18 protein-coding genes are annotated in these 16,235 nt (G+C 74.6%); 6 read left to right on the top strand and 12 right to left on the bottom strand.

The genetic code is table 11. From position 1 onward, the window contains the following. Positions 1–8 precede the first annotated feature (8 nt). The 5 genes from ACWIX7_RS21885 to ACWIX7_RS21865 all read right to left on the bottom strand — a co-directional run bounded on the left by ACWIX7_RS21885 (position 9) and on the right by ACWIX7_RS21865 (position 5,931). Complete coding sequence (locus ACWIX7_RS21885; RefSeq protein ID WP_448618513.1) at positions 9–932, bottom strand: 3-hydroxyacyl-CoA dehydrogenase NAD-binding domain-containing protein; 924 nt, start codon at positions 930–932, stop codon at positions 9–11. Further along, a complete protein-coding gene (locus ACWIX7_RS21880; protein WP_448618512.1) occupies positions 929–2,899 on the bottom strand; it encodes an acetoacetate--CoA ligase in 1,971 nt (656 codons plus the stop codon). Before ACWIX7_RS21880 ends, ACWIX7_RS21885 begins: the two co-directional genes overlap by 4 nt. After that, on the bottom strand, positions 2,896–3,723 hold the full coding sequence (locus ACWIX7_RS21875) for a crotonase/enoyl-CoA hydratase family protein (protein WP_448618511.1): 828 nt from the start codon (positions 3,721–3,723) through the stop codon (positions 2,896–2,898). Before ACWIX7_RS21875 ends, ACWIX7_RS21880 begins: the two co-directional genes overlap by 4 nt. Further along, entirely contained in the window at positions 3,720–5,354 is a 1,635-nt protein-coding gene (locus ACWIX7_RS21870) for an acyl-CoA synthetase (protein WP_448618510.1), read from the bottom strand. Before ACWIX7_RS21870 ends, ACWIX7_RS21875 begins: the two co-directional genes overlap by 4 nt. 73 nt (positions 5,355–5,427) lie before the next feature. Then, positions 5,428–5,931, bottom strand: a complete 504-nt coding sequence (locus ACWIX7_RS21865) for a MarR family winged helix-turn-helix transcriptional regulator (RefSeq protein ID WP_448618509.1) — start codon at positions 5,929–5,931, stop codon at positions 5,428–5,430. Between the two features lie 166 nt (positions 5,932–6,097). Here ACWIX7_RS21865 and ACWIX7_RS21860 point away from each other — a divergent pair, with 166 nt between their 5' ends. Then, positions 6,098–7,414, top strand: coding sequence for an MFS transporter (locus ACWIX7_RS21860; protein ID WP_448618508.1), 1,317 nt, complete (start codon positions 6,098–6,100; stop codon positions 7,412–7,414). 180 nt (positions 7,415–7,594) lie between these two features. Here ACWIX7_RS21860 and ACWIX7_RS21855 read toward each other — a convergent pair whose 3' ends face one another. The 3 genes from ACWIX7_RS21855 to ACWIX7_RS21845 all read right to left on the bottom strand — a co-directional run bounded on the left by ACWIX7_RS21855 (position 7,595) and on the right by ACWIX7_RS21845 (position 9,567). Further along, complete coding sequence (locus ACWIX7_RS21855; protein WP_448618507.1) at positions 7,595–7,759, bottom strand: MarR family transcriptional regulator; 165 nt, start codon at positions 7,757–7,759, stop codon at positions 7,595–7,597. Between the two features lie 222 nt (positions 7,760–7,981). Next, positions 7,982–8,893 (bottom strand): dioxygenase family protein, encoded by a 912-nt coding sequence (locus tag ACWIX7_RS21850; protein ID WP_448618506.1) that lies wholly within the window; start codon positions 8,891–8,893, stop codon positions 7,982–7,984. After that, on the bottom strand, positions 8,890–9,567 hold the full coding sequence (locus ACWIX7_RS21845; RefSeq protein WP_448618505.1) for a DUF2218 domain-containing protein: 678 nt from the start codon (positions 9,565–9,567) through the stop codon (positions 8,890–8,892). The genes ACWIX7_RS21850 and ACWIX7_RS21845 overlap by 4 nt, the downstream gene beginning before the upstream one ends. A 480-nt stretch (positions 9,568–10,047) precedes the next feature. On the opposite strand from ACWIX7_RS21845, the gene ACWIX7_RS21840 reads away from it, so the two are divergent. Together ACWIX7_RS21840 and ACWIX7_RS21835 are read left to right on the top strand one after the other, a co-directional pair. Then, a complete protein-coding gene (locus ACWIX7_RS21840) occupies positions 10,048–10,485 on the top strand; it encodes an STAS domain-containing protein (RefSeq protein WP_448618504.1) in 438 nt (145 codons plus the stop codon). After that, positions 10,476–11,864, top strand: a complete 1,389-nt coding sequence (locus ACWIX7_RS21835) for a DUF2254 domain-containing protein (protein ID WP_448618503.1) — start codon at positions 10,476–10,478, stop codon at positions 11,862–11,864. Before ACWIX7_RS21840 ends, ACWIX7_RS21835 begins: the two co-directional genes overlap by 10 nt. A 30-nt stretch (positions 11,865–11,894) precedes the next feature. Here ACWIX7_RS21835 and ACWIX7_RS21830 read toward each other — a convergent pair whose 3' ends face one another. Both ACWIX7_RS21830 and ACWIX7_RS21825 read right to left on the bottom strand, forming a co-directional pair. Further along, entirely contained in the window at positions 11,895–12,374 is a 480-nt protein-coding gene (locus tag ACWIX7_RS21830) for a CBS domain-containing protein (RefSeq protein ID WP_448618502.1), read from the bottom strand. Between the two features lie 454 nt (positions 12,375–12,828). Beyond that, on the bottom strand, positions 12,829–13,236 hold the full coding sequence (locus ACWIX7_RS21825; RefSeq protein WP_448618501.1) for a hypothetical protein: 408 nt from the start codon (positions 13,234–13,236) through the stop codon (positions 12,829–12,831). A gap of 364 nt (positions 13,237–13,600) precedes the next feature. On the opposite strand from ACWIX7_RS21825, the gene ACWIX7_RS21820 reads away from it, so the two are divergent. Continuing rightward, the gene (locus tag ACWIX7_RS21820) at positions 13,601–14,284 is read left to right on the top strand and encodes an NRDE family protein (RefSeq protein WP_448618500.1); all 684 of its coding nucleotides are present in this window, start codon (positions 13,601–13,603) and stop codon (positions 14,282–14,284) included. Between the two features lie 307 nt (positions 14,285–14,591). Further along, complete coding sequence (locus ACWIX7_RS21815; RefSeq protein WP_448618499.1) at positions 14,592–14,936, top strand: hypothetical protein; 345 nt, start codon at positions 14,592–14,594, stop codon at positions 14,934–14,936. 136 nt (positions 14,937–15,072) lie between these two features. Here ACWIX7_RS21815 and ACWIX7_RS21810 read toward each other — a convergent pair whose 3' ends face one another. Both ACWIX7_RS21810 and ACWIX7_RS21805 read right to left on the bottom strand, forming a co-directional pair. After that, positions 15,073–15,249 (bottom strand): hypothetical protein, encoded by a 177-nt coding sequence (locus ACWIX7_RS21810; RefSeq protein ID WP_448618498.1) that lies wholly within the window; start codon positions 15,247–15,249, stop codon positions 15,073–15,075. An 85-nt stretch (positions 15,250–15,334) separates the two neighbouring features. Further along, positions 15,335–15,832 carry a hypothetical protein gene (locus ACWIX7_RS21805; RefSeq protein ID WP_448618497.1) on the bottom strand — a complete coding sequence of 166 codons (498 nt, stop codon included), beginning with the start codon at positions 15,830–15,832 and terminating at the stop codon, positions 15,335–15,337. Positions 15,833–15,962: 130 nt separating this feature from the next. On the opposite strand from ACWIX7_RS21805, the gene ACWIX7_RS21800 reads away from it, so the two are divergent. Continuing rightward, complete coding sequence (locus tag ACWIX7_RS21800; protein WP_448618496.1) at positions 15,963–16,235, top strand: YciI family protein; 273 nt, start codon at positions 15,963–15,965, stop codon at positions 16,233–16,235.

Raw genomic sequence — 16,235 nt, 5'->3', positions numbered from 1 at the left:
CGCCCCTCCTACAGATCGGTCCGGGCCTTGGCTGCCAGCAGGGCGGTGAGCACGGCGTCGCGCCGGGCGATGAGCTCGGCGGGATCGACGCCGGCGAGCTCCTCGTCGACGCCGGCCACGAGCTTGGCGACGAGCTCCGGGGTGAGCGTGACCTGCCCGAGGTCGCGCCACCACGCCTCGGTCGGCGGGCCGAGGTGCTCCAGGACGTGCGCGATCCCGCCGGGCCCGCCGGACAGGTGCTGGTTCGCGAACGGCCCGAGCACCGCCCACCGCAGCCCGGGACCGTGGGCGATGGCGGCGTCGATGTCGGCCACCGTCGCCACTCCGCGCTCGACCAGCGAGTACGCCTCCTGCCACAGCGCCGCCTGCAGCCGGTTGGCCACGTGTCCGGGCAGCTCCTGGCGCAGCCGGATCGGCTTCTTGCCGACGGCGGTGTAGAAGGCGAGCGCGGCCTCGACCGCCTGCTCCGAGGTCTTCTCCCCCGGCACCACCTCGACGAGCGGGATCAGGTGCGGCGGGTTGAACGGGTGCCCGATCACGACCCGCTCGGGATGCCGCGGGCAGCCCCGGGCGATGACGCTGGGCAGCAGGCCCGAGGAGCTGCTGGCCAGGACGACGTCCGGCCGCGCGGCCGTGTCGAGCACCGCGAACAACTCGTGCTTGACGTCTTCCCGCTCCGGGCCGTTCTCCTGCACGAAGTCCGCGTCCGCGACCGCCGCGGCGACGTCGGAGGTGAACGCCAGCCGCTCCGGCGACCCGCCCGCGGCGGGCGTGAGCGTCGGCCAGATCGCCGCGACGTCGGACCGCAGCCGCTCCTCCGCGCCGGGCGACGGGTCGGTCGCGGTGACGTCGAGGCCGTGGGCGAGGAAGTGCGCCGCCCAGCTGGCCCCGATCACCCCGGTGCCCACCACGGTCACCCGCTGGACGGTCACGACCGGCTCCGCGAGGCGGCGAGGCCGACGAAGGGGTCGAGCGCGGTCGGATCGGCGAGGACGTCGCGGCTGGCCACGTCGTCGAGCGCCGCGCCGAGCAGGATCCGCTTGGCCGGCAGCTCCAGCTTCTTCCCCGTCCGGTTGCGCGGGATCACCGGCAGCTCCGCGATGCCGTCCGGGATGTGCCGTGGTGAGAGTTCCGTGCGCAGCGCGGTGGCGATGCGGCGGCGCAGCTCGTCGTCCAGGGTGGTGCCGGGGCGGAGCTGCACGTACAGGAGCAGTTCCCCGTTGCCGCCGGCCGGGTCCTCCAGGTGCACGACCAGGCTGTCGACGACCTCGGGGAGCTCCTCGACCACCCGGTAGAACTCCGCCGTGCCCAGCCGCACCCCGCCCCGGTTGAGCGTCGCGTCCGAGCGCCCGGCGATCACCGCGCTGCCCACCGGGGAGAACCGCACCCAGTCGCCGTGCCGCCACACGCCCGGGTAGACGCCGAAGTAGGTGTCCCGGTAGCGCGCCCCGTCGGGGTCGCCCCAGAACCCCACGGGCATCGACGGCATCGGACGGGTGATCACGAGCTCGCCCAGCTCGCCGACCACCCGGTTGCCCGCCTCGTCGAAGGCCTGCGCGTCGACGCCCAGGCAGGGGCCGGAGATCTCCCCCACCCACACCGGCTGCAGGGGGCTGCCCTGCACGATGCCGCTGCACACGTCGGTGCCGCCGCTGCCCACGTTGAGCAGCACGCCGGGCCCGAACTGCTCGGCCACCCACCGGTAGCCCTCCGCGGGCAAGGGGCTGCCGGCGGCCCCGATCTGCCGGATCCGCGAGAGGTCGAACTCCTCGGCCGGCCGCACGCCCTCCTTGCGGCAGGCCATGAGGAACCCGGGGCTGGCGCCCATGAGCGTGGCCCCGGTCTCGGCGGCGAGCTGCCACTGCCAGCGCAGGTCGGGGTGCATCGGGTTGCCGTCGATCATCACGATCGACGCCCGCACCAGCAGCCCCGACACCAGCGCGTTCCACATCATCCACGCGGTGGTGGAGAACCAGAGGATCCGGTCGCCGGAGCGCAGGTCCCAGCTCAGGCCGTGGTTCTTGAGGTGCTCCAGCAGGATCCCGCCGTGTCCGTGGACGATCGCCTTGGGCTTGCCGGTGGTCCCGGAGGAGAAGAGCACGCACAGCGGGTGCGCGAACGGCACCGGGTCGAACGTCAGGTCCCCGGCTTCGGCGAGGAGCTCGTCCCAGCCGAGCGCGTCGGGCAGGTCGTTCCCCCCGTACGGGACGTGCACGACGTGCCGGACGGTGGGCAGCCCCGCCCGGATCTCCGCCACCTGCTCCCGACGGTCGACGTCCTTGTCGCCGTAGCCGTACCCGGCCACCGCCAGCAGCACGGTCGGCTCGATCTGCCCGAACCGGTCCACGACGCTGCGGGCGCCGAACTCCGGCGCGCAGCTGGCCCACACCGCGCCGAGGCTCGCCGTGGCCAGGAACGCCACCAGTGTCTCGGGGGTGTTCGGCAGGTACGCCACGACGCGGTCGCCGCGGCCGACGCCGAGCCGCCGCAGCCCGGCACGGGCACGGGCCACCTGCTCGCGCAGTCGACCCCAGGTCAGCTCCTGCCGGTCACGGGTCTGCGAGTAGGCGAGCACGGCGATCTCGTCCGCGTCCTCGGGCAGCCCGACGGCGTGCTCGGCGTAGTTCAGCGTCGCGCCCGGGAACCACTCGGCGCCGGGCATCTCCCGCCGGCCCAGCACGCGCTCCGGTGGCGTCGCGAAGCCCACGTCGAAGAACTCCGCAACTGCCGACCAGAAGCCCTCCAGGTCCTCGACCGACCAGCGGTGCAGCTCGTCGTACCCCTCGAAGGCGAGCCCGCGCTCCCGCTCCAGCCAGCGCAGGAACCGGTCGATCTCGGTGGTCTCCCGGACATCGGCGGCGACCGGGCGCAGCGGCTCCGGCGTCCCGACGGCGGTCACGCGCCCTCCCCCCGCTGCACCTTGCCGCCTCTGCCCTGCAGGAACGCCTGCATCCGCTCCTGGGCCTGCTCGCTGCTCCCCGCGAGGGCGGCCATCAGCGACTCCATCAGGTAGCCCTCCGCGGGGCTGGACTCCGCGATCCGCGGCAGCGCCTGCAGGACGGCGAAGTTCGTCACCGGGGAGTTGGCCGCGATCTTCTGCGCCAGCTCCAAGGCGTGCGAGAGTCCCTTCCCCGGCCCGGTCAGGTAGTGCGACAGCCCGAGGGTCTGCCCCTCCTGAGCGTCCAGGACGCGCCCGGTCAGCATCATGTCGGCCATGCGGTGCGCCCCGATGAGCCGCGGCACGCGCACCGAGCCGCCCCCGCCGACGAACAGACCGTGCTGCCCCTCCGGCAGCGCGTAGAACGCGCTCGGCTCGGCCACCCGGAGGTGGGTGGCCGACGCCAGCTCCAGCCCGCCCCCGATCACCGCCCCCTTGAGCACCGCGACGACCGGGACGCGCCCGTGCTCCATCCGCTCGAAGGCCCGGTGCCACATCCGGGAGTGCTCCAGGCCCTCGAAGGCGGTGCGCTCGGTCAGCTCCGACAGGTCCAGCCCGGCGCAGAAGTGCTTCCCCTCCGCGTCGAGCACGACCGCCTTCACCCCGTCCGGCGGAGCGGCGAAGAACGCCTCGATGCCGAGCACCGTCGGGTCGTCGAGCGCGTTGCGTTTGGCGGCGCGGGTCAACCGCAGCACGGCCACCTCGCCGTGGCGCTCCAGCTGCAGCGACGGCGGCAGCAGGGCGTGGACCCGGTCCTGGGCGGACCGCTCGGCGGCGCTGGTCACGACACTCCCTCCGGCCGCCGCGGCGCGGCCGCGGCCTGCTCGTTCGGGTCCGCCTCGGCGGCTCCGTGTCCTCCGGCGGTCGGGTGGTCCTCGACGGCGCGGTGTCGCAGCACGACCCGGCGGATCTTCCCGGTGGCGTTGCGCGGCAGCTCCGGCACGAACTCCACGTGTTTCGGCACCTTGTACCGGGCCAGGTGGGCCTCGAGGTGGGCGCGCAGCTCGGCCTCCGTCAGCGTCGCCCCCTCCCGGAGCTGCACGTAGGCGACGCCGACCTCACCCCAGCGGCTGTCGGCCAGTCCGACCACGGCGCAGTTGGCCACCGCGTCCAGCTGGACCGCCACGGCCTCCACCTCCGCGGGGTACACGTTCTCCCCGCCCGAGATGTACATGTCCTTGACCCGGTCGACGACGTGCGCCCAGCCGTCGTCGTCGACGCTCAGCACGTCGCCCGTGCGGAACCACCGGTCGTCGACGAAGCCGGCCGCGGTGTCCTCGGGTCGGTTCCAGTAGCCGGCGAAGACGTGGGGTCCGCGCACCACCAGCTCCGCCGGCTCGCCGCCGACCGGCGCGGGCCGGCCGTCGCGCAGCAGGGCGACGTCGGTGAAGAAGTGCGGCACCCCGACCGCCGTCGGGTGGGCCGCCGTTCCGTCGTGGGTGCTCATGTACACCCCCGGGGACGCCTCGGTCATGCCGTAGCCCTGGAGCAGCCGCACTCCGCGATCCAGCCAGGCGCGGGCCACCCGTTCCTGCACCGGCGACCCGCCGTACTGGACCACGGCGAGCGAGCTCAGGTCGGCCGTGCCCCAGGCCGGGTGCTCGCACATCATCTGGAGCATGGTGGGCACGGCCGAGAAGCTGGTGATCCGCGCTGCGGCCACCCGCTCGAGGACCAGGCCGGGGTCGGCCTTCGGGACCAGCTCGACGCTGCCGCCCTTGAACAGGGTCGGCAGCGTGACCTGGCCGAGACCGACGCAGTGGAACAGCGGCGCGATGCCCAGCGCGCGGTCGGTGCTCAGCACGTCGACGTGCGCCAGGTAGTTGACGGTGTTCCAGGTCAGGTTGCCGTGGGTCAGGACCGCTCCCTTGGGGCGGCCCGTGGTCCCGGACGTGTAGAGCAGGATCGCGGGGTCGTCCAGCGACACCTGCGGCTCGCTGTCGAGCGCGGGGCCGGCGGCGACCTCGGCCTCGTACTCCGCGCCGTCCACCGGGCGGTCCGCGGGGTCGACGGCGAGGACGTGGCGCACCGTACCCGGCAGGGGGACGGCTGCGGCGACGAGGGCGTTCGCGTCGCCACTGTGCACGAGCACCGAGGCACCTGAGTCCTCGAGCATGTAGCGGATCTCCGCTCCGGACAGGCGGTGGTTCAGCGGTACCGCGATCGCGCCGAGCAGCCAGGTGGCGAAGAACGTCTCGAACACCTCGACGGCGTTCACGCCCAGGTACGCCACACGGTCGCCCCGCCCGACGCCGAGCCGGCGCAGCGCCCCGGCGTACCGCGCGGTGCGGTCGGCGAGCTCGGCGTAGGTGAGCGACCGGCGGGGGTCGAGCAGTGCGGTGCGGTCCGGGGAGATCCGGGCTCGGCGGGCGGGCCAGGTGCCCAGGCCGGGGTTCGGTCCGGCGATCAGGTCCATCGCGCCTCCTCAGCGAGTGCGGGAGCGACCTCGTCGTCTCAAGGAACTTGATAGCAAGTACCCTGAGATCGAGTCAAGCGTCGTCCGCCAGCACGCTCGGGGCCTCGAGCCGGCGCACCTTGATCCCGGGCTCGGCGAGAGCGGTGAGGCAGGCCTCCAGCGCCCGCTCGAACACCGCGGCCTCCTCGGGGCTGAGGGCCGACAGCATCCGCTCCTCCAGCCCGTCGACGACGTCGTGACAGGCCTGCAGGACCTCGGCGCCGTGGGGCGTCAGCCACGCGCGCAGGATCCGGCGGTTCTCCCCGTCCGGACGGCGCTCGATGAGCCGGTCGCGCTCCATGGAGGCGACCAGCTGGTGCATCGCCTGCGGGGTGACGTAGGTCCGGCGGGCCAGCTGCGCTGACGACAACCCCTCCCGGCGCTCGAGGATGCTCAGCGCCGTGTACTGGTGCAGCGTCACCCCGAGGGGCCGCAACACCTCGTCCATCCGCGCCCGCTCGGCCATCTCCAGGCGCTTGACCAGGTACGTGAGGCGCTGACCGCGCCCACCGGTCGTCGGCGACAGGCGCTCCCTCATGGACCCAGCCTATCAAGCAACCTGATAGCAAGGCCCTTGCGAAGCTCTATCAAGGTTCCTAACATCGGCGGCGCATGTGACGCAGGCCGCTCCGGCTCCTCAGCTCTCAGCCAGCCATGACCCCGGCCGCTCGGCCGACCGGTCCCCAGCAGACAGGGCAACCGCGATGACGCACCCGCACTTCTCGCGCACCCAACTGCGCCGCGCCGTGCTGTCGAGCTACCTCGGCAGCGTGATCGAGTACTACGACTTCCTCCTGTACGCGACCGCCTCGGCCGTGGTGTTCAGTCAGGTCTTCTTCTCCGACCTCGACCCGCTCGTCGGCACCGTCGCCAGCTTCGGCACGCTCGCCACCGGCTACATCGCCCGCCCGCTGGGCGGCATCGTGTTCGGGCACTTCGGCGACCGGATCGGGCGCAAGAAGATGCTGATCATCAGCATGGTCATGATGGGCGTCGGCAGTACGCTCATCGGCCTGCTGCCCACCTACGCCCAGATCGGGGTCTGGGCCCCGGTCCTGCTGGTGTTGCTGCGCGTCGTGCAGGGCTTCGCGGTCGGCGGGGAGTGGGGTGGCGCGGTGCTGATGTCCGCAGAGCACGCCTCGTCCCGGCGCGGGCTGTGGGCCAGCTTCACCAATGCGGGTGCACCCAGCGGCGTGGTGCTCTCGACCCTGGTGCTGGCCGCTTCCGCCGGCCTGACCGGGGAGCAGGAGTTCCTCGCCTGGGGCTGGCGGATCCCGTTCCTGATCAGCATCCTGCTGCTGGCCGTCGGCCTGTTCGTGCGCGCGAAGGTCGCCGAGACCCCCGTGTTCGCCGAGGCGGCCGCGGAGAGGCCCGCGCGACCGCCCCTGTTCGAGGTCCTGCGCCACCACCCGCGCAACCTCGCCCTGTCGGTCGGGGTCGGCTTCGGTGCCTTCGTCGCCCAGGCCACGCTGACCACGCTGGTGATCTCCTACGCGGTGCAGGTCGGCTTCCCCCGGTCGACCGTGCTCAACGCGCTCACCCTGTCGTCGGTCGTCGCGGCGATCGGGATCATCGGGTTCTCCTCGCTGTCCGACCGGGTGGGGCGGCGGCCGGTGGTCGTGGCCGGCGCCGTCGCCATGGCGGTCTGGGCCTTCCTGATGTTCCCCATGATCGACAGCGGGTCCACGCTGCTGCTCACCCTCGTCGTGGTGGTCGGTCAGGGCGTCGTGCACGCCGCGATGTACGGACCGCTCGCCGCGCTCTACACCGAGCTGTTCTCGACCCGCTCCCGCTACACCGGAGCCTCGCTCGGCTACCAGATCTCCGGGCTCGGCGCGGGCATCGCGCCCGTCGCCTTCGCCTCCGTGCTCGCCGCGGGCGGCGGCACGATCCTGGTCTCCACCATCATCGCCGCGTTCTGCCTGCTCAGCGTCGGCTGCATCCTCGCCCTCCGGGAGACCTCCACCACCGACCTCACCGTGGACCCCGAGGTCGCCGCAGCCGTGCCGGCCGGCCGCTGACCGACCCGGTCGGGCGCCTGCCGTCCGAACGGGGACGCCACCACTCGGCCGCGAGGTGGTGGTCCGCACCGAGCGGGAGCGGACCACCGCCGCGTCCCAGCGACAGGGACCGGACGGACACGTCGAGCGACGCGGCGACGGCGAGCCAGGGAGCTCCGGCCGTGGACCCGCGCCGGCCCGTCACCTCGACGCGGTGTCGAGGAGCTCGGTGGCGATGCGGGTGAGCTGGCCGCGCCGGTCCGTGGCGGCCGGGCAACGCGTCACCCAGCCGCGGTCCTCCAGCGCGGTGACGGCGTGCGACAGCCGGCTGGGCGAGATGGCCGTGAGTCCGGCCAGCTCGCTCATCCGCAGTTGTTCGTCGCGGCCTGGGAGAGCATGGCGAGGATCTGGATGTAGACGTGGCCGATGCCGGCGTCCTCGCGCAGTTTTCCGTCCAGCCGCTGCGGCAGCAGGGTCATCAACCGGACCAGCGGCAGCAGGCTGCCGTCTCCGCCTCGCTCAGCCAGCGCGGCTCCCCGTCGCGCGAGGGCACGGCGACGCCGGTGGTCGGAGTGACGTCCGTCGTGCTCATGCCGCCTGGAAGGACCGCCGGGAGAGGCCGACGCCGTAGCCGTCGAGCGTGGTGAGCACCGGCGCGGTGGGGTCGGTGGCCGCGCCGAGAGTGACGAACAGCGGCGTGAAGTGCTCCACGGTCGGGTGCGCGTGGGGCATGCCCGGAGCGGCGGTGCGGAACCGGGCGAGCTCGGCGACGTCGCCGCGGGCCAGCGCGTCGGCGGCCCAGGCGTCGAAGTCGGCCGACCAGCCGGGCACCTGGTTCTCCCGCCACATCTCCCGGGTGAGGAACGGCAGGCCGTGGGTCATGTGGCCCGAGCCGACGACCAGCACGCCCTGCTCGCGCAGCGGCCGCAGCCGCTCGCCGAGCGCCAGCAGCTCCTCGGGGTCCTCGGTGGGCAGGCTCAGCTGCAGCACCGGGACGTCGGCGGCCGGGTACATGATCTTCAGCGGCACCCACGCGCCGTGGTCGAGCCCCCGGCGGGCGTGCTGGTGCACCTGCTCGGTGTCCGGCATGAGCCCGACCACCTGCCGGGTCAGGTCGCCGGCGTCGGGGGTGTCGTAGCGGAACGTGTGGTACAGCGCGTCGAAGCCGCCGAAGTCGTAGACCAGCTCGCTCGGGCGGGCGGCGCTGACGGACAGCGGCGCGGACTCCCAGTGCGCGGACACGACCAGGATCGCCTTCGGCTTGGGCAGCGCGCGGGCCCAGTCGTGCAGCGGGTCGAGCCACTCGGGGCTCTGCAAGGGCAGCGGCCCGCCGCCGTGGGACAGGTAGAGGCTGGGCAGCGGCCCGTCCTCCAGCGTCCACGGCCGGTGCGGCTGCTCGGCCTCGAGAGCGGCGGTGCGGCGCAGGTGCGCGGCGAACGGGTGCGCGGCCGGGATGCGGGCGTCGGCGAGGGCGGTCGTGGTGGGGGCGGGCGTGGTCATGCGGACTCCTCGGTGGTCGTGGCGGGAGAGGTCGGGGACGCCCCGGAGGTGGGGATCGGGGCGCCGTCGGTGCGGACCCACCGCACGGCGAGGGGTTCGCGCTGGGCGAACCGCTCCAGGTGGCTGCCGAGCACGTGCTCGACCCGCGCGACGGACTCCTCGTCGTGACCGGCGACCCAGAGGGTGAGCACGCCGTCGCCGACGACGATCCCGGCGGTGGCCGCGCCGATCACCGCGGTCGCAGGCGCAGTGATCGCGTCGCCGGTGAAGGGCACCTTGCGGCCCAGGTGCGAGATCAGCTGCTTGGCGTAGCGGGCAGGGGCGCCGGTGGCCACGTCGGCCCGGGAGCCGATCGTCCGGTCCTGCCGGGCGGTGCGGTCCACCGGCGCTTCGCCGGGCGTGGGTGGCGGGAACGCGGACGGGGTGCCGGACATCAGTCCTCCAGATACTTGAAGTTTCAAGCACTGCCCACCGTACGGATAGTCGGTTGATAGTTCAAGTATCTGGGTCGGAGTGGCCGGGAGGCGCCCGCCGGTGGCACCCACCGGGTGCCCGAGAGGGATGCCCGAGCCGTTGACGTCGGTGCGCTGGAGGTCCGCGTCGGTGGAGTCCCGCTCTCGGCCGACGGGAGGCACCTGACTGGCGGAGAACTCGTTCAGCTCGATCAGGTCCACCTCGCGACGGGCGCACCCTCGTCCCCGACCGAGACACCGCGCTGTGGCGCGGGGACCACCTCCTCCTCGTCCTGCCCAGCAGCGCCCGGGCCGAGGTGGAGCTTCGGCTGCGCGCGGTGCATCGCGCCGGCCGCCTGGCGAGCTGGCCGGGCGAGCACGGCGAGTCCGCGCCGGCCGCGGCCGGCCGCCGGTCCGCCCTCCGCCCGCGGCCGGCGACGAACACTCAGCCGGCTGGGGGCCGAGGGGGCGTCCCGTACCCGCAGCGTCCCGTACCCGCAGCGCCCCGGTCCCGGGAAGCCATCCGGCTCACCCGTCCGTGGTGCCGGGCGCCGGCAACCACGGGTGCCCGGAGTTGACCAGTGGCTGCCATTCCGCGGCAGACAGGCAGCGGGCATGGTCGGGTCAGGGCGAGCCGCCGCCCGAGCCGGCGCCCCTCGGCCCGCTCCGCTGACCGTCCGCTGCCTGCCCGGAGGAGCTCCCGTGCTGCACGCCCCCGACCGCGCGCCGCTGCTGTCCGTCACCGCGCTCCCGCCGGTCGGACCGGGTCACCTGGTCGTCGAGGTGGCCGGCGAGGTGGACACCCACACCGCTCCCCTGCTCGACGCGTGCCTGACCACGCAGACCCGCCGGCGCGGGGTCGCGACGCTGACCGTCGACATGCGGCGGGTGACCCTCCTCGGGGGCGCCGGCGTCTCCGTGCTCGCCCGGGCGCAGCGTCGGTGCCGGATGCGCGGGGCACGGCTGGCCGTCCTGCCCGACGGCCAGGGCCGCGTGCTCGGTGCCTTGCGGCGGTGCGGGCTCGACGACGTCCTCCCTCCCGCGCCGGCGGTCGCGGGGCCGGAGGGGAGTCGCGTCGTCCGGGCGCGGGCGCCGTCCCGGGCCGGTGCGCGGCGCCGCCGGAGGAAACCGTGCCGTTGAGGGGAGGCAGCCGGCCGCCGCTGCCGATGCGCCTGCAGGCCGCTGCCTACCGGTTCCGCGAGAGCCTGTTCGCGCTGCCCGCGCTCATCGTCCTCGGCGGTCTCGCGCTGGCCGAGGTCACCGGCGCGGTCGACCGGGTCGCCGGCGAGGACGGCGTCCCGCTGACCCTGACGATGGCGAGCAGCACCGCCACCTGGCTGCTGAGCACCGTCGCCGGCGCGACCATCACCACCGCCGGCGTCGTCCTCTCCCTGACGGTGGTCAGCCTGCAGCTGGCCAGCAGCCAGTTCTCGCCGCGGGTGATGCGGTCGTTCATCCGCGACCGGCTCAGCCAGGTGGTCATCGGCCTGCTGATCGCCACGTTCGTCTACTGCGTGCTCGTCCTGCGCCGCGTGGACGCCGAGGCCGCCGGGCCGGCGCTGACCGTCGCCGTGCTGCTCACCGTGGTCACGGTGCTGCTCATCGTGGCCCACCTGGACCACCTGGCCCACGGCCTGCAGGTCGGCGAGGTCGTCCGGGCCATCTCCGGGGAGGGCCAGCAGGTGCTCGCGGCGGCGCAGCGGGCGACGAGCGACGAGCGGCCGGGCACCGCGCGCACCCCGTCCGCCGGGGAGACCGTGCTCACCGTGCCGGCGCCCCGCGACGGCTGGGTGACCCTGGCCCCGAGCGACCGCATCCTGGCCGCGGTGCCGCCGGGCAGCACCGTCCGCCTGGAGACGCGGGCCGGCGCCTACGTCCACACCGGTGAGCCGCTGACCACCGTGTGGCCGGCGCCGGGGAACCCGCAGCCGGTGCTGCGCCGGCTGTCGGCCACGGTGCTGATCGCCGACAGCCGCACCATGCAGACCGATGTCGACTTCGCCCTCCGGCAGCTGGTGGACGTCGGGCTGCGCGCGCTCAGCGCCGCGGTCAACGACCCCACGACCGCGGTGGAGGCGACGCTGCGGGTGGGCAGCCTGCTGCGGCGCCTGCTGGTCGCCGACCCGCCGGCCGAGGCGGTCGCCGGGCCGGACGGGCGGCTGCTGCTGCGGCCCTGGCAGCTGTCGGCCGACGAGTACGTCGCGCACGGTTTCGACCAGCTCCGGCACGCCGCGCCGGCTCAGCCGCAGGTCGCCGCGGCACTGCTGCGGGTGCTGCGGATGCTGCTCGCCCACGTGGAGTCCGTCGGGCGCCCGGAGCACGCCCCGGCGCTGCGCCGCCAACGCGATCTGCTGCTCGGCGCCCTCCGCGCCACCGCGGACCTGCACCCGGCCGACCTGGCCCGGCTGGAGGCGATCGCCACCGGCGCCGACCCGGCCGACCACAGCAGCCGCTGGGCCCCCTCGGCAGCGGGCGGCGCACCCCAGCGGCCGCGGAACGGCCACCGCGCGGGTCCGTGACGGGATCGGGGCATCGCCCTCCCCGTCGGCTCACGCGACCCCGTGGCAGGCCACCAGCTCGACGCAGTGCCGTGCGGTGACCAGGCCGAGCAACCGGCCGCCGTCGTCGACCACCGGGACGGCGTCGGTGCGGGCGACCAGCATGGTGCGGGCGACCGTGGCGAGGGCGTCACCGCTGCGCGCCTGCGGCGGGGGCCCTCCGCGCACCAGACGCCGGAGGCGAACGCGGTGCGCCTCGAACGGGCCGGGTGGCCAGCGCAGCGCCAGATCCCGCTCCTCGAGCACACCCACGGGGCGCAGCTGCCGGTCGACCACCACGAGGTGCCGGCAGCCCGCCCCGCGGAGCCGACCCCAGGCACCCCACAGCGACGCGTCCTGGTCGACCGTCGGAGGGCGCCGGTCCATGACGTCGTCCGCGGTCCGCACGCCGAGCACCGCGGCCGGGCGCTGGGGCCGGGGGGCGACCGGTCCCGGCGCGTCGCCGCCCTGCTGTTCAGAGTGACTGAGCACGAGCCACCTCCTGGCCGCAGCATGCCCGCATCGACGAGGGCTGCGACAGGGCCGGCGCCGGGCAGCTCACACCCGCCGACGTTGCCGGCCGCCGGCAAGGCGCGTTCAGTCCGGACGTCGGGCATCCCCCGCGGTGACCGCCGCGAGGAGGGACGTGACACGCCGTCGGCTACGCGGACTTCCCGGAGGATCCGGCCGGCCCCCGGTCCCCGACGACTGGCTCGATCCGGTCGCGGGCTCGGGCGGCCGCTGCCTGCCGGGCCCCGGTCGACCTGCTCGACGAGTACCTGCCGATGCTGGCCGAGGCCGTCCTCCGCGTGCTCGACGACGCCATCAGTGAGCTCGCAGCGGCCACCCGGACCGAGCGGCGGGGAAGGAGCCGCCACGGGGAGACCCGCGGTGCGAGTTCGTCCCCGTGCCCGGTCGCCGCCGTCGCACCGCCGGATGTCGTGGATCAGCGGGGCCTGCGGTCCTCCCCTGGCAGTGACCCACCCGTCCCCGGGGTGCGCCGGTGCCACGGCTCCTCCCACGACGGCTGCCCCTCACGGTCGAAGGTGACGTCGCGGGTCGCCGACGGTGCGGGCGACCTGGCCGCGCCGCCCAGCAGCCGCCGGTAGCGCCACAGCAGCCACCCGAACGCGGTGGCGACGGCGATGGCCAGACCGACGCTGAGGGCTCCGAAGAGGAGCAGCAGAACGGCGACCCGGCTGGCGACGACGACCGCGACGGGGACGCCGGCCGGCTCCGCGGAGCGTGGCCGCCGGAGCGTCGGGTCGAGGACCGGACCAGCAGGCTCCTCGGCCTCCTCCGCATGACGACGCCGGATCTCGTCCCAGGCTCTCTGTTCGTCGCGACTGAGCACCGTCCACCTCCTGTGGTCCCCAGCCTGGCGCGAAGGGGCCAGGTGCACGAGAGATCTCACCGGTCATGCCCAGCCGGCCGTCGTTGCCGGGTGTCGGCAACCGCGGACAACGGTGACGCGGTCATCCCCGGCCCCGCATCGAGGCAGCGACGCCACCGGACCTCGGGTGGCCCTCGAGACCGTGCCTCCTCCCCCGGATGGTCGTGGTCACACCTCTGACCACGACCAGGCTGTCCCCGGCCGACGCGAGAGCCCACCTGTCCGAGCTCGCCGCGCGCCTCAGCAGCCAGCACGCGCGGGTGGACTCGCCCGTGCACGGCAAGCCCTCCGCGGTCCTGCTCGCCACCGAGGGACGATCGTCGGCATGTGCACGGTGGTGGTGCGGTGGAGCCGGGGCGCGCCCGCGCGGATCCTCGCCCTCCGGGACGAGCTGACCAGCCGGGAGTTCGACGACCCCGGGCGGTGGTGGCCGGAGCACCCCGCTGTCGTGGGGGGCCGTGACCGTCTGGCGGGCGGGACGTGGTGCGCGACCCACGTCGACACCGGCGTCACCGCACTGGTGCTCAACCGGCCGCAGAAGCGGGTGGCCGACCCGGGCGCACCCAGCCGGGGAACGCTGCCCCTGCTGGGCGCGGAGCACGGCGCGGACTGGCTCTCGGCGGTCCGCCTCGACGGCATGGCGAGCTTCCTGCTCGTCCTGGTCGCGCCGGACCGGCTGACCACCTGGGACTTCGACGGCGCGCAGGTGGTGACGACGGAGCACCCGGAGGGCACGTGGATGGTCACCTCCGGCGGCCCCGAGGACCGCAAGGCCGACCGCTTCCTGCCGCTGTTCGCCGAGGCCGGGTACCCGGACGGCTGGCGCCGGCTCGTGCAGAGCCAGTCCCCGAGGGACGACCCGGGCGCCCTGGTGGTCCACCACGAGCAGGACGGTCTGGTGTTCGCGACGGTCTTCGGGGAGTTCATCGACGCCCGACCGGGCCGGCTCCACCTCGAGTACAGCCGCCGGCCCTGGCGGGTTCCGTGGCACTCCCTCGTCGTCGGCTGACCGCTGCTGCCGACGGCCACCCTCCTGTTCGGGCTTGCTGTTGCGCTGGAGCGCGGCCTGCACCGCGTGCGGGCGTAGCCACCGCCGGACGGCGTGCGGGTGGCCGGCCGGCCGCCGGAGCGCGGGATGACGGCGCACGAGATCAGCGGGAAGGTGCCCGCGACGGTGTAGACCAGAGTCGGTGCGGTCGTCCCGACGACCTCGCCGCCCGGCGGCCGGGGGAGCTCCGGCAGCGGTACCGGACCTCGTGGACGGGCCGTCCTCCGGTCCGTGCGACGTGCTCGACATGATCTGAGAGGGGAACCGGATGGCGACCGACCGGCCCGACCCGGGCGAGTTCCTCGAGCTGGCGCAGCGGATGCTGCGGGAGCTGTTCGGCGGTCCGCGGAGCGGTGACGAGCCGTGGGCCGAAGCGACGCGTCGTCCGGGCGAGCGCTCCGAGATCCCGCCGGGCGACCGCGAGCCCAGCCCTGAGCAGCAGCGCGAGAACCTCACCTTCGCGCTCGCCACGCGCGCTGTCGAGGCGCTCGAGGACCTGGCGCTCAACGTCGCGGCGATCCGTCAGCGCCTCGAGCGCGTGGACGCACAGGGCTCGAACGCCCGGCCCGAGGACGAGGGGCGGGGCCCGGACGGAGCCGACGCCGGGCAGTGACCCCGCTCCGGATCCGACCCGGCCGCACCAGGAGGCTGTCCAGCCGATCCCCGGCCGCTCAGGCGCCATCCGCGCGGTCGCTCCCTGGACGGCCGGGGTCAGACCGCGCCGGATGGCGCCGACGAGGTCCTCGCTGTCAGCCGCGCGCTGCGCGCTCCTTCTGCCGAGCGGTCGTCAGCGTCAGGCCGAGGACGGTCCCGGCACCGATCGCCGCGGGGGTCCCCCAGCCGTCGCCGAGGACGAGCCAGGCCAGGAGGGCCGCTCCGAGGGCGGCGCCGAGGAGGGCGAGGACGGACGTGACGGCACTCGGCACAACTTGACGTTCCATGCCCGGTACATCGGCAGGCCGGGGCAGAGGTGGGCGAGTGTGCCGCCCTGTGACCGTCAAGGGTCGTGCCTCAGCTGCCGTCGGCAGCCCGGTCGTCGTTGCACTCGACCGCACGGCGCAGCGCGCGGCGGCGGCGCACGCCCCACATGCCGGTCACGAGCCAGACGGCGACGACGACCCAGGGGACGTCGACCCTCTCGCCCGAGGCGAGCTGGGAGACCAGCAGGCCGAGGGCGGTGGCTCCCCAGACGACCACGAGCACGACCACCACCCCACGGGTGCGCGGGTTCCGCGGCAGCCGGACCTGCTCCTGCTCCAGGAGCTCCCGAGCCCACTCGACGGCCGCCCGGCGCAGCCGCGGGTCCGGCAGCCGTACTCCGCGCGGGACGTCGGCCGCCACCCGCGCCGCCTCCGCTGCCGACAGCCCGTACCGCCGGACGAGGTCCCGCCACGGGTCCGGCTCAGCACCCGGACGCAGCCGCGACCAGTACGGCCGGCGCGCGACCCACCACGCGACCAGGGGCAGACCGACCGCGATGACCAGGACGGCGATCAGCGGCGTGGTCACCCGATGACCGTGCCCGGCCGACCCTCGTCCGGCAGCCAGCTGTCACCCGTCCGCGTGACGCCGTCCCCCGCGGGGTGACCACGCACCGGACGCCCCGGCCCGGCGCCGCGGCACGCCAGGATTCCCGGCCATGAAGTACGTGATGACCTACCGCGCGGTCGAGGACTTCCTGCCGCTCGCCCAGGAGAACTACCCCGCCCACTCGGCGCGGGTCGACGAGTTCGCCCGGCGCGGGGACCTGCTCATGGTCGGCACCTTCGACGAGCCGATGAACGGCGAGGCCATGGGCGTCTTCGCCACCCGCGAGGCCGCCGAGGAGTTCATCGCCGGCGACCCGTTCGTCGTGAACGGCGTGGTCGCCAGCTGGGCGGTACGCCCCTGGAACGAGGTGCTGCAGCCCTGA

The organism is Geodermatophilus sp. URMC 65 (assembly GCF_053502545.1).
Note: the sequence above shows the minus strand (reverse complement) of the source record. Positions and strands in the feature narration are given on the sequence as shown.

Excerpts from the sequence above, each read along its gene's own strand:
- ACWIX7_RS21870 (WP_448618510.1), bottom strand. The coding sequence starts at position 5,354 with ATGGACCTGATCGCCGGACCGAACCCCGGCCTGGGCACCTGGCCCGCC.
- ACWIX7_RS21865 (WP_448618509.1), bottom strand. The coding sequence starts at position 5,931 with ATGAGGGAGCGCCTGTCGCCGACGACCGGTGGGCGCGGTCAGCGCCTC.
- ACWIX7_RS21860 (WP_448618508.1), top strand. The coding sequence starts at position 6,098 with ATGACGCACCCGCACTTCTCGCGCACCCAACTGCGCCGCGCCGTGCTG.
- ACWIX7_RS21855 (WP_448618507.1), bottom strand. The coding sequence starts at position 7,759 with ATGAGCGAGCTGGCCGGACTCACGGCCATCTCGCCCAGCCGGCTGTCG.
- ACWIX7_RS21850 (WP_448618506.1), bottom strand. The coding sequence starts at position 8,893 with ATGACCACGCCCGCCCCCACCACGACCGCCCTCGCCGACGCCCGCATC.
- ACWIX7_RS21820 (WP_448618500.1), top strand. The coding sequence starts at position 13,601 with ATGTGCACGGTGGTGGTGCGGTGGAGCCGGGGCGCGCCCGCGCGGATC.
- ACWIX7_RS21815 (WP_448618499.1), top strand. The coding sequence starts at position 14,592 with ATGGCGACCGACCGGCCCGACCCGGGCGAGTTCCTCGAGCTGGCGCAG.
- ACWIX7_RS21800 (WP_448618496.1), top strand. The coding sequence starts at position 15,963 with ATGAAGTACGTGATGACCTACCGCGCGGTCGAGGACTTCCTGCCGCTC.